Here is a 15,946-nt window from a genome sequence, read left to right as displayed (position 1 = left end):
CGATGGAAAAACCCAACACCACCATTCTGATCATCGAGGACAACGCCGCGGTCCGGGAGAACCTGGCCGAGATTCTCGAGCTGTACGGCTACCGGACTTCCACGGCCCCCAACGGACTGGCAGGGGCCAAACTCGCCATCGAGGAACTGCCGGACCTGATCCTTTGCGACGTGATGATGCCGGAATTGGATGGGTTTGGGGTGCTGAACCTGCTTTCGGACAACGAGCGGACCGCCGCCATTCCGTTCGTTTTCATCACCGCGCGTACGGAGGCGGAAGACGTCCGGCACGGCATGAACCTGGGCGCCGATGATTACATCACCAAACCGTTCTATAAGGATGAACTCCTCCGGGTGATCCAGACCCGCCTCCGCAAGGCAGCCCTCCGCGGAAAGGATGCGGTGGCCCCGGCGCAATTGGCGGGTGCCGAACGGGGCATGGCACGGCTGGAAGAAGCTTTCGCCGCTTCGGGGCGGCGGACCACCATTGAGGCAGGTGCCGTGGTAGTGCGCGAGGGCGAACACCCTCGTTTTCTGTATCGAATCGACAAGGGTCGGATCCATCTCCGCCGGACCCACGAATACGGGCGCGACTATATCCTGGCGGAACTGGGTCCGGGCGACATCTTCGGGGTATCCTGCGTCCTGGAGCGAACGCCCTATCATTATACGGCCCGGGCGGCGGCCGAGCCGGCCGGTTGTCAGCTGTTGCCCACGGATCAGTTGATGGCCCTGCTCAATACGGAGCGATCGGTTGCTTCAGCCATCATCCACCTGCTTGCGGGCCGGGTAATGCAGAACCAGGAGCAGCTGGTGCACCAGGCTTACGACAGCGTTCGCCGCCGCACGGCGCTCGTGCTCTGCGATCTGCACGACCGGCCCAACCAGGAAACCATTTCACTCTCCCGGGAAGAACTGGCGCAGATGGTCGGCTCCACGAAGGAGAGCGTGACCCGGGCCCTGTCGGATTTCAAACAGGACAGCCTGGTGGAAACCGACGGTCGCCTAATCAGGATATTGAAACCCGAGGTACTACGCAACCTGCTGCTTTGAGGTATGGTCCGTTGGCTTGCCCTATCCGGCTTCCCCATCGGCGAATTCCTGGGCCACGACCTGGCGCGCCAGGCTGATAGTGGCCGTATGCAGCACCAGCACCGGAAGGTGGGAACGCAGTGCCAGGTCCTGGGTCAGGGTAGCGCGCAGGAGGGCTTGCCAACGGCTGCGTGTTTGGTTCACGATGACGATCAGGTTCGCGGCTACCTGGTCGGCGTAATCGATCAGGCCGCGTGCAATATCCTTATCCCGTACCGTTACTGCTTCGAAGGGGTAATTGGCCGCCGGGGTGCGGTCCAACAGTTCTTCCATCAACTTCCACGGCAGAAAGCGCGGTGCGCCCATCCCCTTGGCGGTATCCACGTGGGTGAAGTGCACCTTGGCTTTGAAAAGATCGGCCAATCCCTCCAGTTGCCACAGGGGATAAGGATCGGCGGTATTGTAATTGTTGGCCACCACGATCTCACGGAACGGCTGGAAACTGGCCGCCTCCGGTACCAGAAAAACGGGTCGGGTGCAGGCTTCGCTGACGGTCGTGGACGTGCTGCCGAGCCATTTTCCAAGCAGGGGCGGCGAGCTGCGGGACGCCATGACCACCAGAATGATGTCTGACCGGTGCGCCCGTTTGATGATGGCCGCAGAAGGACTGAAACTCACGTCGGCCTCGTAAGCGACTTCCACGCTGCAAGGGAGTTCTACCAGCGGCGGAGAGGCATAAGCGCAGGTGGAATAAGCAAACTGGCGGAGGTGTTCCAGGTGGCTACCCTGGATGGTTCCGTCGCCGGTGAACTGCAGGGGAATCCGGGGATCGATCGATCCGCTATAGTAATGCGCCAAAACTACGTTCAGGCCCATTTCCTCGGCGAGGTGAAGTCCGAATCGGTAGGCGTTGTGTGATGCCACGGTATAGTCTACGGGGATCAGGATGCTGGCAGGCATGGGAGGTAGGGAATTGATGAGTCTCAAAGTTCCGGTGAGCCGCAACCGCGGGGTATGTCCGACATCATCGGCGACAGTGATTTGTATCACCGCGGTCGTGTAGGGCGGGGGTGAATTTTGTAGCACACAACAGCCTCTGCTTCCCATGGAAAAGATCTCATCCATTCTGGTACCCACGGATTTTTCACCCCTTGCCTACGGTGCCTATCACTACGCCTTGCACCTGGCGGAAAAACTCGACGCTAGCATCGATTTGCTGTACGTCATTCCACCAACGCCGTCTAATCCCAACTATGGAACTTTTGTAGACAACCTCACGGCTTCCCTCCAAAAAGAAGCACGTACCGAACTGGTGGAATTCTCGCAACGGGGCATCTCCGGCGCTGCGGGATCCGTAGCCAGAATGCCGGGGGTACGCACCTTCGTCCGGGTGGGGGAACTGCGTTTTTGTCTGCGGCAGCACGTCGAGCGGGAAGGAAATCAACTTATTATCATGGGTACAGCCGGAAGGCAGTGGGCCGTGGACGACTGGTGGGGGACCAATGCTTCCGCAGTGGCGAGCCGGCCACCCTGTCCGGTCCTGGTCATTCCCGATAAGGTGAAGTTCAAACCGTTTGATTCCATCTGTTTCGCCACCGATCTGCACAGCGCGGGCATATTTCAGGCGCGGACTGTGCTGAAGGCCCTTGGGGTGAGCCGCTCCAACGTGCACTTTCTGCACGTCCGTACGCGGGAGGGTGAGGTTACGGACTTCGATCTTAGGGTATTGCAGGAGGTATTCGACCGTCCGGAGGATGATTTTCGGGCACGTTTCTCGGAGCGAATAGCGGGTGATACCATCGGTGCGATATTCGCCTACGCATTCGAGCAGCGCTGCGGCCTTGTGGTCATGCATCGTCCCGATCGCCCCTGGTTCCAGCGGCTGTTACACAAGAGCGCTACCCGGGAGGCTGTATTGCGCGCACGGCTGCCCCTGCTGATCCTTACCGCTGGGGTGGGCAAGTCATCCGCGCCCAATATTGAGTCCAGTGCCCGGACCGGACACCAGTTCTCCCGGGGTTAGCTAGTGAATCCGCACCGCAGGCTAGGATTTCACAATTGCCCGAGCGCCTTCAGGGCTTCACAGCCGTACACCACGGAGGGGCCTCCCCCCATCAGCACGGCCACGCCGATGGCTTCAGTGATTTCGTCGCGGTCCGCACCCGCCGCAATGGCGTCGTGCAGGTGGAATGCGATGCAACCATCACAGCGGACGGTCACGGCGATGGCCAAAGCCTTTATTTCCTTTATTTTCCTGGATAAAGCACATCCTGCAGACTGCCACGGTGCAAATGGCCAAAGGCTTGCATGCTGTCCGGGATGTCGCGTGCCAGCTGCCTCATGTCGGCACTGAGTTCCTGGTGTCGGGAAACGTAATATTTCATAGGGCATACGACTGAAAAGGGATGATAAGAACGGGTACCGTGCAGCGATGCACGAGGGGGCGCAGGTGCGCCGGAATGAGTAGTCGCTCCAGAAAGCCGCGGCGCTCCCCGCCCAGGATTAGCAGGTCTATTTCTTCCTCCTCGGTGTACGTCAGCAACTGTTTGACCACCGGGCCAGGTCCCAGGAAATCCAACTGGTAGGTACGGCTCGGGAAACCGGGTTCATCAGCCAGCTTACGGAATTCCTCCTGCTGTTCAGGCGTACCCGCCTTGGATCCTGCGTTGACGTGCACGAACCTGACCTCCGGGTGAAGCGCACGAACGATTTTTTGGGTAAAGCCCCGCATATACCGCACGTCATTCACCGAATTGAAGGCAAGGGCCAGACGCTCCACGGGGGGGGCTCCGTAGTCTTTGGGGATCAGGATGACGGGGCACCCACCCCGCAGGGCCACCCGGCTGGCCACGCTTCCGAACGCGCCGGGGGGGTGTAGGCCGGCACCGGCGCCTACGCCCCCCATCACGATCAACCCAACGTCCGCTGCTTTGGAAATTCGCAGGATCTTGCGGGCTGCACGCCCCTCCAGGGCCATGGATTTTACGGCTGGCAAAACGTCCAGCCTTCCTTGGAAGGTGGCCAGTACCGGCTCTACGTTCCGCCGCGTGAATTTGTCCAGTTGATCTTCCATCCGTTCTTGCTCGCGAGCCTTGGCCCGGGTCGAGATGGTCTGGGAAGTACTCAGCCGGGTATCGTAGACATGTAGGACGGTGAGGTCCATTTTCATGGTTTCCGCCAGATGCGTACCGAAGCGGGTGGCCGCGGCGGAGGTGGGGGAAAAATCGACGGGGACAATAATGCGTTTCATATTCCGGGATTTATCGGGCCCCGACCGCTGGGGGATAGTCCGCCGCTACCTTGAGAAAGCCGAAGTACCGGGCGTGAACGGTAGCTGCGGCAGCCGCCATCGGACCCTGGTTCGCCCCATCCAGCAGCCGTTCGAAATCATTCAGGGACTGTGTCAGGCGAAGGGCGGCAAAGGCAGCTTCGGTGCTTCGATTTACTTGTCCGCGGAGAATCTCTTCTGCGTAAAAGGAAGGGAGAGATTGAAAGCGATCCCAGCTTTTTCGCGCCGTGCGGTAGGCTGTTTCGTATTCTCCCCATTCCAGCAGGCACAGGAGCCGATCGTTACTGACTTCACTTACCCACAATCACTGTCTGTAGAAGGCGTAAAGCAAATCCACGGGGTGGTCTGTCCCGTAGCGTGGCCGCAGGCCGGTGATCCGGTCCTGAAGTTGCTCCAGGTGCATGAGGGTCCGGTGTGGGGGGGCGTCCCGCACCGCATTGCGCAGGCCTGCCATCCAGAGGTCGGTCAATCGCAGCATGTCCTCCTCCGCGCGGGTCACGCCCTCCCCGGCATATGTCGTCCGGAGCGCGGACCACTGGCGAGAGGCGGCGGAAGTTGCGGTCAGCGCGGTGGCGGGGTCGTCGGTCTCGGTAGCGATCCAAACGATGAGGAGCTGTCGCTCCAATTCATCGGTATCGAGATAACGGTTGGCACTGCAGCTCGTAAAAAGGGTGCCGGCCGGCCACAGGAGGGCCATCAGGAACAGTCGAAGGGAAATCATCATTTGGAGACGCTTGAAAAACTGTGAACTTCCTGCAAGATGAGGACGGGAACCGGAGTACGCCATACGATACTCCGGGTGTAAGAACCGGTGATCAGGCGGCTGAGCCAGGAGGACTGTCGGTGCAATACCGTTATGAGGTCGACGCCCGTCATGCGGACGAATTTCCGGATGGCTCCTTCCACGGTGTCGCCGTCGGCCAGTTGGACGAAGTAGTCGTGGCGCACCTCGGCCAGCAGTTCTTTGAAACGATCGTCCGGCAGGGCATTCTCTCCGGCTTCCTGGTAGTGGAAGACCCGCAATTCGGTGGTGGCCCGGTCCACGAGTTGGTAGAGTGGCTCCAGCGTTTTGGTGCTGCGGACGGGCCGGCGGTCGGTGGCCCACATCGGGTTGCGCGGAAAGGATGGCGCGAACCCCACGGGAACGGCCAGGATGGGGGTATTTACCTCATCCATCAGGGCCGTGGTGGTACTGCCGAAGAACTTGGCGGACAGGTAATGCTCGCCCTGGCACCCCATCACGATCAGGTCGATCGCCTCACGGTGGACGATGCGTTTCAACCGGCTCACGGCATTGCCAAATTGCAGGATCACATCAACGTCCAGACCGGTCGACCGCAGCCACCCGGCGTGCTGCTCAAGGATTGCCTCCTGCTCTTCGTAGGATTCTTTCTTCCACTCGCCGATGCGCAGCGGGTCCTGGGGGATCGGGTGTACGTGGGCCAGCGCGATGCGGGCCGAAAATTCGGACGCCAGCAGGCGGGCGTAGGCGACCGCATTGTCGGCGGAAGCGCTGAAGTCGGTGGGTACTAGGATGTGTCGCATGCCACAAAAGTGGGCTGCGGAATTCCCCCCGGCGATGACTCAGGTCAATGCCAGGATTGATCTGACGCAATGGGCTGTACGGAATTGCCCGGCACCCGCGCGCCGCCGCCCCCGTTACCGGGAAAGCTAGGCACTACTTAAGCCAGTGGCCCATGTCGAGTTGCTTGGTGCGCAGGTAGCTGCGATTGGCCTCTCCGGGCGAAACGATGATGGGCAGCCGGCGGACCACCTCGATGGGGCCGTCGCCGAAGGAATCCACCTTGAGGGGGTTGTTGGTGAGCAGCTGGATGCGGTTAATGCCGAGGTCTTGCAAGATGCCCTGGGCCACGCCGTAATGACGCGCGTCGATCTCCAGTCCGAGGTGGAGGTTGGCCTGGATGGTGTCGAGGCCCTGATCCTGTAGCTGGTAGGCCTTCAATTTGTTGATGATGCCAATACCGCGGCCCTCCTGCCGAAGGTAAATCACCACGCCCTTGCCGGCGGAGACCATGCGCAGGGCGCGGTCGAGTTGCTCGCCGCAATCGCACCGCTTGGATCCGAACAGGTCGCCGGTGATGCACTCGGAATGCAGGCGAACGATGACCTCGCCTTTGGGGTCCATGTCCGGGTGGACAAGCGCCAGGTGGGGAGTATAATCCTCGGCTTCCCCCGCGTAGGCGATCATGCGGAAATCGCCGTAGGGGGTGGGGATCAGGGCTTCGGCGCGACGGGTAGCGTCGGTAAGATCAGCGGGGGGCAGTAGGATGGGGTCGCCTTGCTGGGGCATGGGGGGCATCGGGGTTATTCGTGCAAGGGTAACGCTTCTAAGGTCGGGGGGTTGCATTTTAGCGTCGCCCGTAAACTCGGCCGCCCGCCTCCGAAGGTCGGAGGCGGGCGGCCGGTAAACGGACGTGCGTGAGGCGGCTACTTGCCGGTCATGGCTTCGAGGCCGGTCAGGGCTACCTGGATGTTCTGCGACAGCTCGTCGCGGTGGCCCTGCACAAGGGCGTCGCCACTACGGTTACCGCTTGAGAGCTGGCTACGGATCTGAGTCAGATTCGCCCGGGCGGCGGCCTTTACGTCGGCGGCTACCTCTTCGTTTTTCAGCAGTTCGGTCACTGATTTCACGTAGGCGGCCTGCAGGTTGCGGCCGTAGCTGCTGTTCGTGTTTTCCGCGGTGAAGACGCCGCTGCGGGTATCTTCCATCAGGTCCATCACCCCGTACGTTTGGGTATTGCGGGCCCTCTCCTCCACCAGGCGGTTGAGGCGCTCCTCGTTGAACAGGGTACGGATGGCGTATTCCTGTAGGGAGGCGATCTTCTCGGATACCCCGGTAGCGGAGATGCGCTGAAGGATGTCTTCATTGACCAACCACATGGGGGTTTTAAAGATCTGCTCGTTGATGAACTGCACGGCGGCCTCCTGCTTTTCGCGGGGCACGGTCTCGTAGACGATCTTGTTCTCGTCGCTGCTGCGCTGCCATTCATATACGCTGCCCACGTTGTTGGCCACGTGGCCCGTGTAGCGCCGGAGCTGTCCGATCACGTTGTCGTACACCTCTTCCAGGTTGTCGAAGTACTTGCCGTCCTCGGCCATCCAGCCCTGGAGTTGCGGTACGATGCGCTTCAGGTTGGCGATACCGAGAGTGGAGGCCAGCACGGCGTCGTCACCGATGTCTTCCGTCTGGGCGCTGGCGTCGTAGCCGTTGCGGGTTTGGCGGCCGTAGCGGTAGATCGGGTCGTCGGCCTTTTCCTTGATCATTTCGTTAAGCACCTGCTCCTCATTGCCCTCGGGGATGGGCAGGTAGCCGTAGCGGATGGCGTAGTAATCATAGGGACCGATCTTGGGGTGCAGGCCCACGCCTTCGTCTTCGGGCTGCGCTACGTAGTTGAAGCGGGCGTAGTCCATGATACTCGGCGACACGCCGTTCTCCTGCACGAAGCCGGGCGTACGCAGTTGCTCCACTGAGTAGGCGGGGCTACTTCCCATGTTGTGTGGCAGACCTAGCGTGTGCCCTACCTCGTGGGCGGACACAAACCGGATGAGCTTGCCCATCACTTCCTGGTCGAATTTGGGGCTGCGCGCGTCGGGGTTCACTGCGGCGGTCTGGATCAGGTACCAGTTACGCAGCAGGTTCATTACGTTGTGGTACCAGATGATGTCGCTCTCCAGGATCTCACCCGTGCGGGGGTCGTGAACGTGGGGGCCCTGGGCATTCTGGATCTCGGTGGTCACGTAGCGGATCACGCTGTAGCGAACGTCTTCCGGGCTCCAGTCGGGGTCTTCCGCCTTGGTGGGCGCGTCCTTGGCCATGATGGCATTTTTCAGACCGATGGCTTCGAAAGCTTTCTGCCAGTCGTCGACGCCTTGCTTGATGTAGGGGGCCCACTCGGCGGGGGTGGCCGGGTCGATATAGTACACGATCGGTTTCTTCACGTCCACGAGTTCACCGCGTTCCCAGGCTTCCATATCTACGGGTTCGAGGCGCCAGCGGGTGATGAAGCGTTGCTTCTCGGCGCGCTGGGCGTCCAGTCCGTAATTGGTCTGCTCGATGCTGAAGTAGCCTACCCGGGGGTCGTACTTGCGGGGCTTCATGGGGTCGGCGGGCAGCAGGATGAAGCTTTGGTTCATCTCTACGGAAAGGGTGCCGGTCACCTTGTTGTCGGGCAGGTCGTCGCCCTTGTAGGTGAGTACGTGGCGCACCTCTACGTTGCTGGGGAAAGCCTTCACGTTCATGATCAGGCTGCGGTCCTTGTCCAGCCCCTTGATGCCGAAGCGCTTGCGCTCGTCGTCGTCGAGGGCGCCGATCATGGGCTCGTCGTTGGTGAAGAAGGGGGTCACGTCGGCTACCACGGAGGCGCTGTCGGGACCGTACGCCTTGATGTCGAAGGCCGCCACGATGGGCTCGAAGTTGTTGTTCTTCACCGACTGGTATACCGGCAGTTCCTCGCTGGCCACGCTGTTGTAGCTCACGCTGCGCAGCAGCACTTTCTCACCGTGTTTTTGCCAGCGGACCACCTGCTGCGGGCGGCTCTTCATACCGGCACCGCCGAAGTTGAGTCCCTTCACGTGCCCGCTAATACGGCTCACGACCAGAATCTCCTCGTCGAGTAATTCGGTAGGCAGCTGAAAATAGGTCTTACCGTCTTTGGAAATAACGTCAAACAGCCCTTCCTGTACGGTGGCATCCTTGATCAGGTCCTTGTAGGCGTTCTTGTCTTTTTTCTCAGTTTTTTCGCTGTCCTCATTGTCCTGTGCACGCAGGGTATTCAGGGCGGGTGCGCAGGTGCAAAGGAATAGGGTTAAAAGCAGGGTGATTTGGTTCATACGGATTTGGTTGGGGGAAATAGTCTTTTAGTTGGTTAGTCTTTTAGTTGGTTAGTCCTTTAGTGCGTTGGTCTTTTAGTGCGTTAGTCCTTTAGTTGATTAGCACAGCAGAGCGGTAGTCGGGAGTTCAAAAAGAACATGCTAAAGCCCTAACAGACTTAATCCCTAACGGACTAAAGCACTAATAAACTAAAGCCCTAACAGACTAAAGCACTAATAAACTAAAGCCCTAACAGACTAAAGCACTACCTACCTTCTTAACGATTGGGTTGCGGAGTGGTACGCAGGTACGGACGTATCTCCTTGTGTCCTTTCGGGAATTTGTCGGGGATATCTTCGGTAGCGATGCTGGGGCTGACTACTACGTCGTCGCCGTCTTTCCAGTCGACTGGCGTGGCCACGCTGTAGTTGTCCGTGAGTTGCAGGCTGTCGAGTACGCGCAGGATTTCCTGAAAGTTTCGGCCGGTGGAGGGCGGGTAGGTCAGCGTGAGGCGCACCTTGCGCTTGGGGTCAATGATGAATACGGATCGCACGGTAGCCTTATCATCGGCCTGGGGGTGGATCATGTCGTAGGCCTCGGCCACTTTGCGGTCGTGGTCGGCGATGATGGGGAAGTTCATCTTCACGTTCTGCGTGTCTTCGATGTCCTTCACCCAGCCTTTGTGGCTTTCCAGGTCGTCGACGCTCAGGGCGATGACCTTGGCGTGGCGCTGCTCGAAGTCTTCCTTCAAAGATGCGGTGCGCCCCAGTTCGGTGGTGCAGACGGGCGTATAATCGCTCGGGTGGCTATAGAGCACGACCCAGTGGTCGCCGGCCCAATCGTAAAAATTGATGTCTCCTTCGGTGGTCTGGGCATCGAAGTTGGGGGCGGTGTCTCCTAATCGTAATGGCATGGTGGGTAATTTTGGTATAGAAAATGGTAACACGACAGCCGCCGCCAGGTTGAGGAGCCTGATCGTTACTGCAGGCGCAGCTGCACGGTAAAGTAGCGGGTGGGGTTGCCCACGGTAAGCTGCTCGATCTCCGCCTCGCTCAGGCCGCCCGCGCGCAGCATGGGCAAAAAGGTATTCGGGATGATGTCCATGGGGCGTCGTGCAGTAAGGTCAGGTGGGTAAGTGCTGCCGTCGTGACTGAGCAATACCCGGTCAAGTAGGCCCGCCCCCCGCAGCGCCATAAGGTGACGGAAGTGGCGGTCGAGGGTGTCACCTCCCTGCCGGCGCCCGTCCTGGAAATAAGGGGTATTCACACCATCCAGGCTAATCCAGGCACCCCGGCCGGCGGCGTCGATCAGGGGGGCGGGGTCAGAGACGTTCTGCGCGTGCGTCCACGTCCAGGCCTCCGGTGAAACGCCCTCTTCGGCCAGGATGTCAAGCTGCTGCCGGGCGGCTCCGGGGTTATCTCCGGTGTGGATGGCCAGGCTGAGTCCGGTTGCCCGGTGCGTCAGGGCAGCAGCGCGTACCAGTTTGGCGTCGATGGGGGAGAGGGGGCCCGCATCCACGGCCGTTTTGACGAAGCCCGGGCGAATGCCGGTGCCGCCGATGCCGGCGTTGAACTCCGCGATCCAGCGACTGGCGATCTCCCCGGCCTCCAGTTGGTAGGCTTCCGCGGGCACGTAGCGATCATCCGCCGCTCCGTAGTAGCCGGTGTTCGTGATCAGGTGAAGGCCGGATGCATCGGACAGCTGGCGCAGCAATTCCGGCGCCCGCCCGAAGGAGTAGGCGGTGCAGTCGGCCACCGCGCCGATGCCCAGTTCCCGCAGGTATTCGAGATAAGGCACCACCTCGCGCTGTACGGTCTCGGAATCAAAATCGGCCGGCTCCTCTGGTGGCGCTCCGAAGCGCGACAGTACGTGTTCGTGGGGCAGACAAAAGCCAAGGTCTTGCGGCGCGATCGGCCCACCAACCGTCATGATCGTACCCTCCGCCGCTTCCCGCGTGCCCGCCAATAGCGATTGGGCGGGCAGGCAGGTCCCGGCCAATAAAGTGGTAACCGTTTGTAGAAAAGCGCGGCGGGGAACTATGGTCAGCATAGGAAGGAAAAGCTTTTTTCGGCACCTTAATGTACGACGAAACAACAAGGGAAGACCGCGGCCATTCCCGGTAGAAAGCCACATACTATTGCATTGCCGCCGGCCTGGCACCCGCGCTCCGGCGCCCGCTTTGTAAACTTGTAGTATGGACGACTACCTCGACATCAACCGGGCCCACTGGAATGACCGTACGCCGGCCCACCTGGGAAGCAAGTTTTACGACGTAGCCGGTTGGCTGGCCGGCCAGGACAGCCTGCGGGAAATTGAAGCCGGAATGCTCCCCGATGACCTCACTGGCCAGAGGCTGTTGCACCTCCAATGCCACTTCGGCCAGGACAGCCTATCGCTGGCCCGCCGAGGCGCGGATGTTACGGGCGTGGACCTCAGCGACCGGGCCATCGAAGCAGCTCGTGATCTGGCAACGCGCGCCGGACTGACGGCGCGGTTCATCAACTGCGATCTATACAGCCTGCCGGACCACCTCGATGAAGCGGGACGTTTCGACTACGTCTTTACCAGCTACGGTACTATAGGGTGGTTGCCCGACATGGACCGGTGGGCGGCGGTAGTCGCGCGCTACCTGCGCCCGGGCGGTCGGTTCGTGTTCGTGGAATTTCACCCGCTGGCCTGGCTGTGGAACGAGGAGCGCACGGGGCTGGAGTATTCCTACTTCGGCGGGGTGCCTATTGTGGAAGAGGCCGAGGGCAGCTATACCGACGGCAGTGAGGGGGTGAAGGGCAAAAACGTCAGCTGGGACCACCCGGTCAGTAAAGTGATCACGGCGCTCCTTGACCAGGGGCTCAGATTACGGGCCTTCAGGGAGTACGACTTTTCACCCTACGACTGCTTTCCGGATACGGTTCAGGTGGGGGCGCAGCGCTGGCAGCTGCGGGGGCTCGAAGGTAAAATTCCGCTGACCTACGCTCTGGATATGGTTCGGGAATAAACACGAACGCCCCCGACAGCGGACTGTCGGAGGCGTTGTAGTGGAGAATACCGGAGTCGAACCGGTGACCTCTTGCATGCCATGCAAGCGCTCTAGCCAGCTGAGCTAATCCCCCATAGCGGTTAAGCGGTGGCAAAGATAAGCGCCCTGCTTTTACATTTCAAAACAATTGGTAGAAGTTTTTGCAGGCCCTTAACACGGAAACGGCGGTGACCGTATCATCTTTTGTACTCCCCCGACGTTGTAAGACCGGATAGTGGCATACTAAGCGTGCCCACCGTACCTTTACACCCGAAGAAAAACAATCTGATATGCAGCGCATTTTCTCCCTTCTCCTTCTGCTCGGCGGTCTATCCGTCAGTCTGCAGGCCCAGGCACCCGCGACCGAGCAGACCGCCGCCGCCACCGCCGGTATGACCTTTGAGCAGACCGAGATCGACTACGGCACCATCCAGCAGAACGCTGATCCCTACCGGACCTTCACCTTCACGAATACCGGCACCCAGCCGCTCATCATCACCAATGCCGTGGGTTCTTGCGGATGTACGGTGCCCAGCTACAGCAAGGCTCCCGTGGCTCCCGGTGAATCCGGAGAGATCAAGGTGCGCTACGCTACCGATCGCCTTGGCAAGTTTCGCAAGCGCGTAACCCTCACGACCAACCTGAGCGAAGAGCCCATCGTACTCACCATCATGGGAGAGGTACTCGATAAGCCCGCCCAGCCCGAAGCCGTCCCCGCCGGCGGTGCCGGAATGTTTAACAACGGCAACTAGGCAGACAACCTGGTCCTCCGCGGCCCGACCGTTCTTCCCGAAAATGCCCGTATCCCCCGCTGGATACGGGCATTTTTTATCTTTGGGTATGGAGTACCGCGCAGAGCGTCTTTGGCAGTTGGCCGACCGGTTAGGCTTCACCTTCAGCAAGGGTGACGAATACGGACTGCAGCGCTGGCTCGAAGACTTTCGGCTCACCTCACGCGGTCGCGACCGGACCATCGCCAACGTACTGCGCGAGCAGCAGGGGCTTCACGAGTACGATGCCTATCTCTTCGACTTCAGCTACCGGGAATTCGGTGCCAAGCAGTCCGTCCACCAAACCGTTTTTTTTCTGCACAGTCAGCGGCTGGTCTTACCGGAACTGTGCCTGCAGCCCGAATCCCTGTTGCACAAGATGGGCCAGCTCTTCGGCTGGGACGACATCGACTTTGTTCGGTTTCCGAAGTTCAGTCGGCAGTACCGCCTCACCGGGGAGGATGAAGGCTACATCCGCCATCACTTCACCGAGGATGTCTTGAATTACTTTACCCTGCACAAGGGGTGGTCGGTGGAGGGTATTGGCTACTATCTGCTGGTGTACAAAAAGGGAGTGTTGCTTCCACCGGAGGAGGTAGAGCAGTTGTACCGCCGCGGGCTGGAAGTCTACGCCCTGTTCTCCAACCAACCATGCTGAGCCGTAATCCCTTCCGGCGGCCCTTTCCCGAGCGCCCCTTCGGCCGAGGCGTGATGATCGGCCACGCCCGCACGGCGCTGTTCGTATTCTTGGCCCTGCTCTTTCTCTTTTCTCCCTTATTGGCCCTGGCTTACGGTCTGACCACGCTGGTGGTAGCCCTGGCCTACCATTACCTGACGGAGCGCCTGGGGGTGCGGCGCACAGGTCGAAAATGGACGATGTTCCGCTGGACGCTGGATCAGGCCACGTTGCTGCTGCTGGTATCGGTGGCCTGCTTTATTCTATATAATGCCACGGTAGGGTGGACGGTCCTGAACGTCAGGGTGCTGCTCTACATCACAGTCCCTACGGTACTGGTGGGCCTGCTGCCGATCATAGTGAGCGGCGTAGCCGTCCAGCTGCGGGCGGAGGGCGAGCACCAGCGGGTAGCCGGTCGCGTCCAGCTGGCGAGTCTGGGTGGGAGCCCGGCCGCCGGGCAAGTGGTATTCGGAGAGAAGGCTTCGACCGAAACCAATACCGTGCATTATCGCAACGGAGTAAGCGAAGAAGTAATCCATTCCCTGCAATCACTGGCCGATCGCTACCGCCGGGAAGGCATCGTGCGGTGCCACCGGGATTACGTGGTCAACAAGAACTGCATCGTAGGGGTATCGGCAGATGCTCAGGGTCTGCGCTTGCGTCTGGTATCGACGGAGCAGCAGGTGCCCGTCAGCCCCGACTACTTTCCGGCGATCGGCTGAACGCGGTCTCTGGATACGACGACGTAACCAATCAGCGCGAGGGTACAGATCAGCAAGCCGAAGAACTCGCGCGTAAGCTCGATGTATGGCGATTCGGCCTTCATCTGCCCGGCTATGGTGGGCATACCGTCATTAATCCATTCAATTAGGTCCGGGATCAGGCTACCCATCCATAGGGCCGAGGCGGTCAACGCAACAAAGATCAGCAGCCGAGGCGGCTGCGCCACGGCGCTCCAGCCGGCGATTACGGCTACGGAGCCGTACATGAGCACCCATAATGGCCAGTCCGGATCATTAAGCTGCCAATAGGCGAACAAAAGGAAAAGTACGGCGACTAAGAGATGGAAATATTTCATATCAGTACGTTAGCGTAAAATTACACCATGAACGCAGCCCAACGAAAATTAAGTCCCGAGGGACCCCAGTTATCCGAGATCGTCGCCGGCACCATGACCTGGGGGGTCTGGGGCAGCGATTACGATGCTGTCACGATGGCCGACCTGATCGGGCATTGCGTCGATCTCGGCATCACTACCTTTGATCATGCCGACATCTACGGCCATTATACCACCGAGGAAGCGTTCGGCACCGCCCTTAAGCAGCACAGCAGCAGCGTGCGGGGACAGATCCAGCTGGTCACCAAATGCGGCATCCAGTTGGTCACCGGCAACCGACCCAAGAACCGGCTACCACACTACAACAGCAGCAAAAAGCACATCATCGCCTCGGCGGAACGCAGTCTGGAAAAATTGCGGACCGACTACCTGGACCTGCTGCTCATCCACCGCCCGGATCCCCTGATGGAGCCCGAGGAGATCGCCGCGGCCTTCGATTCCCTGCGGCAGTCCGGCAAGGTGCTCCATTTCGGTGTGAGCAACTTCACGCCCAGCCAGTTTTCTCTACTGAACGCCCATACCCACCTGGTCACCAACCAGGTGGAATGCCACCCCCTGCACACCGAGCCACTCTTCGACGGTACCTACGACCAGTGCCAGTCGCACAGTCTGCGCCCCATGGTGTGGAGCCCGCTGGGCGGCACGGAATACTTTAAGGGAGAGGGCACCAAACTGCTCCGCCTGCGCGAAAAGGTGCGGGAGATCGGCGAAAAGTACGGAGTGGAGGAAGACGTCATCCTGCTGGCCTGGTGCCGTAAGCACCCCACGCGACCCGTACCCGTCATCGGCACCACCAAAAAGAATCGGATCACCCGCTCGCTGAAAGCCCTCAGCATCGACCTGGAGCGGCAGGAGTGGTACGAGATACTGGAAGCCGGCCGAGGCCACGAAGTGGCGTAGGAACAAACGGTCGAGGGCTTTCAGCCCGAGCCATCATACCCGCTACCGGCCATAATCGGGCCTGGAGCCCCTCAACCCGCTTCCGAAAACGATCGAGGGCTCATTGCCTATGGTCGGGGGCTTCCAGCCCGAGTGATAGATCGGCCGAGGGCTTTCAGCCCGAGCCATCATACCAGCTACCGGCCATAATCGGGCCTGGAGCCCCTCAACCCGCTTCCGAAAACGGGTGGAGGGCTTTCCAGCCCGAGTTATAGAAGACACTTAAATCCATAATCGGGCCTGGAGTCCCTCAACCCGCTACCGAAAACGGGTGAAG

Annotated in this window: 17 protein-coding genes and 1 tRNA gene; 7 read left to right on the top strand and 11 right to left on the bottom strand. The window is 60.1% G+C overall.

Annotated features, from left to right (window positions below; genetic code table 11):
- The first annotated feature begins 2 nt into the window (after nt 1–2).
- Nucleotides 3–1,052 (top strand): response regulator, encoded by a 1,050-nt coding sequence (locus tag E4021_RS06080; RefSeq protein ID WP_136457431.1) that lies wholly within the window; start codon nt 3–5, stop codon nt 1,050–1,052.
- A 21-nt stretch (nt 1,053–1,073) separates the two neighbouring features.
- Here the strand turns inward: E4021_RS06080 and E4021_RS06075 are convergent, their stop codons facing one another.
- Nucleotides 1,074–1,991 (bottom strand): universal stress protein, encoded by a 918-nt coding sequence (locus E4021_RS06075; RefSeq protein WP_168797482.1) that lies wholly within the window; start codon nt 1,989–1,991, stop codon nt 1,074–1,076.
- Nucleotides 1,992–2,136: 145 nt separating this feature from the next.
- Between E4021_RS06075 and E4021_RS06070 the strand changes: the two genes are divergently transcribed.
- Nucleotides 2,137–3,054 (top strand): universal stress protein, encoded by a 918-nt coding sequence (locus E4021_RS06070; protein ID WP_136457427.1) that lies wholly within the window; start codon nt 2,137–2,139, stop codon nt 3,052–3,054.
- Between the two features lie 29 nt (nt 3,055–3,083).
- Here the strand turns inward: E4021_RS06070 and E4021_RS18545 are convergent, their stop codons facing one another.
- From E4021_RS18545 to E4021_RS06030, 8 genes are all read right to left on the bottom strand, one after another.
- Nucleotides 3,084–3,251, bottom strand: a complete 168-nt coding sequence (locus E4021_RS18545) for a carboxymuconolactone decarboxylase family protein (RefSeq protein WP_246050236.1) — start codon at nt 3,249–3,251, stop codon at nt 3,084–3,086.
- Nucleotides 3,252–3,411: 160 nt separating this feature from the next.
- Nucleotides 3,412–4,281 (bottom strand): universal stress protein, encoded by an 870-nt coding sequence (locus E4021_RS06060; RefSeq protein ID WP_136457425.1) that lies wholly within the window; start codon nt 4,279–4,281, stop codon nt 3,412–3,414.
- A gap of 343 nt (nt 4,282–4,624) precedes the next feature.
- A complete protein-coding gene (locus tag E4021_RS06055; RefSeq protein WP_136457423.1) occupies nt 4,625–5,044 on the bottom strand; it encodes a hypothetical protein in 420 nt (139 codons plus the stop codon).
- Nucleotides 5,041–5,865, bottom strand: a complete 825-nt coding sequence (locus E4021_RS06050; protein WP_136457421.1) for a universal stress protein — start codon at nt 5,863–5,865, stop codon at nt 5,041–5,043. The genes E4021_RS06055 and E4021_RS06050 overlap by 4 nt, the downstream gene beginning before the upstream one ends.
- 133 nt (nt 5,866–5,998) lie before the next feature.
- Nucleotides 5,999–6,631: a GTP cyclohydrolase II gene (gene ribA / locus E4021_RS06045; protein WP_246050235.1), complete on the bottom strand. Its 633-nt coding sequence runs from the start codon at nt 6,629–6,631 to the stop codon at nt 5,999–6,001.
- A gap of 137 nt (nt 6,632–6,768) precedes the next feature.
- Nucleotides 6,769–9,171 (bottom strand): zinc-dependent metalloprotease, encoded by a 2,403-nt coding sequence (locus E4021_RS06040; RefSeq protein ID WP_136457417.1) that lies wholly within the window; start codon nt 9,169–9,171, stop codon nt 6,769–6,771.
- 257 nt (nt 9,172–9,428) lie between these two features.
- A complete protein-coding gene (locus tag E4021_RS06035) occupies nt 9,429–10,064 on the bottom strand; it encodes a peroxiredoxin (protein ID WP_136457415.1) in 636 nt (211 codons plus the stop codon).
- Between the two features lie 65 nt (nt 10,065–10,129).
- Entirely contained in the window at nt 10,130–11,200 is a 1,071-nt protein-coding gene (locus E4021_RS06030; protein ID WP_168797480.1) for a phosphotriesterase family protein, read from the bottom strand.
- A gap of 145 nt (nt 11,201–11,345) precedes the next feature.
- Between E4021_RS06030 and E4021_RS06025 the strand changes: the two genes are divergently transcribed.
- A complete protein-coding gene (locus E4021_RS06025; RefSeq protein WP_136457411.1) occupies nt 11,346–12,146 on the top strand; it encodes a class I SAM-dependent methyltransferase in 801 nt (266 codons plus the stop codon).
- 41 nt (nt 12,147–12,187) lie between these two features.
- Here E4021_RS06025 and E4021_RS06020 read toward each other — a convergent pair.
- Nucleotides 12,188–12,261, bottom strand: a tRNA-Ala gene (locus tag E4021_RS06020).
- A 196-nt stretch (nt 12,262–12,457) separates the two neighbouring features.
- Here E4021_RS06020 and E4021_RS06015 point away from each other — a divergent pair.
- The 3 genes from E4021_RS06015 (at nt 12,458) to E4021_RS06005 (ending at nt 14,335) form a co-directional block, all read left to right on the top strand.
- Nucleotides 12,458–12,919: a DUF1573 domain-containing protein gene (locus E4021_RS06015; protein ID WP_136457409.1), complete on the top strand. Its 462-nt coding sequence runs from the start codon at nt 12,458–12,460 to the stop codon at nt 12,917–12,919.
- 88 nt (nt 12,920–13,007) lie between these two features.
- Nucleotides 13,008–13,595 (top strand): hypothetical protein, encoded by a 588-nt coding sequence (locus E4021_RS06010; RefSeq protein ID WP_136457407.1) that lies wholly within the window; start codon nt 13,008–13,010, stop codon nt 13,593–13,595.
- Nucleotides 13,589–14,335, top strand: a complete 747-nt coding sequence (locus E4021_RS06005; protein WP_136457405.1) for a LytTR family DNA-binding domain-containing protein — start codon at nt 13,589–13,591, stop codon at nt 14,333–14,335. The genes E4021_RS06010 and E4021_RS06005 overlap by 7 nt, the downstream gene beginning before the upstream one ends.
- Here E4021_RS06005 and E4021_RS06000 read toward each other — a convergent pair.
- Entirely contained in the window at nt 14,314–14,691 is a 378-nt protein-coding gene (locus E4021_RS06000; RefSeq protein WP_136457403.1) for a transmembrane 220 family protein, read from the bottom strand. The genes E4021_RS06005 and E4021_RS06000 overlap by 22 nt on opposite strands.
- Nucleotides 14,692–14,718: 27 nt before the next feature.
- On the opposite strand from E4021_RS06000, the gene E4021_RS05995 reads away from it, so the two are divergent.
- On the top strand, nt 14,719–15,630 hold the full coding sequence (locus tag E4021_RS05995; RefSeq protein WP_136457401.1) for an aldo/keto reductase: 912 nt from the start codon (nt 14,719–14,721) through the stop codon (nt 15,628–15,630).
- The last annotated feature ends 316 nt before the right edge of the window (nt 15,631–15,946 follow it).

The organism is Neolewinella litorea (assembly GCF_004803465.1).
Taxonomy (GTDB): Bacteria; Bacteroidota; Bacteroidia; order Chitinophagales; family Saprospiraceae; genus Neolewinella; species Neolewinella litorea.
Note: the sequence above shows the minus strand (reverse complement) of the source record. Positions and strands in the feature narration are given on the sequence as shown.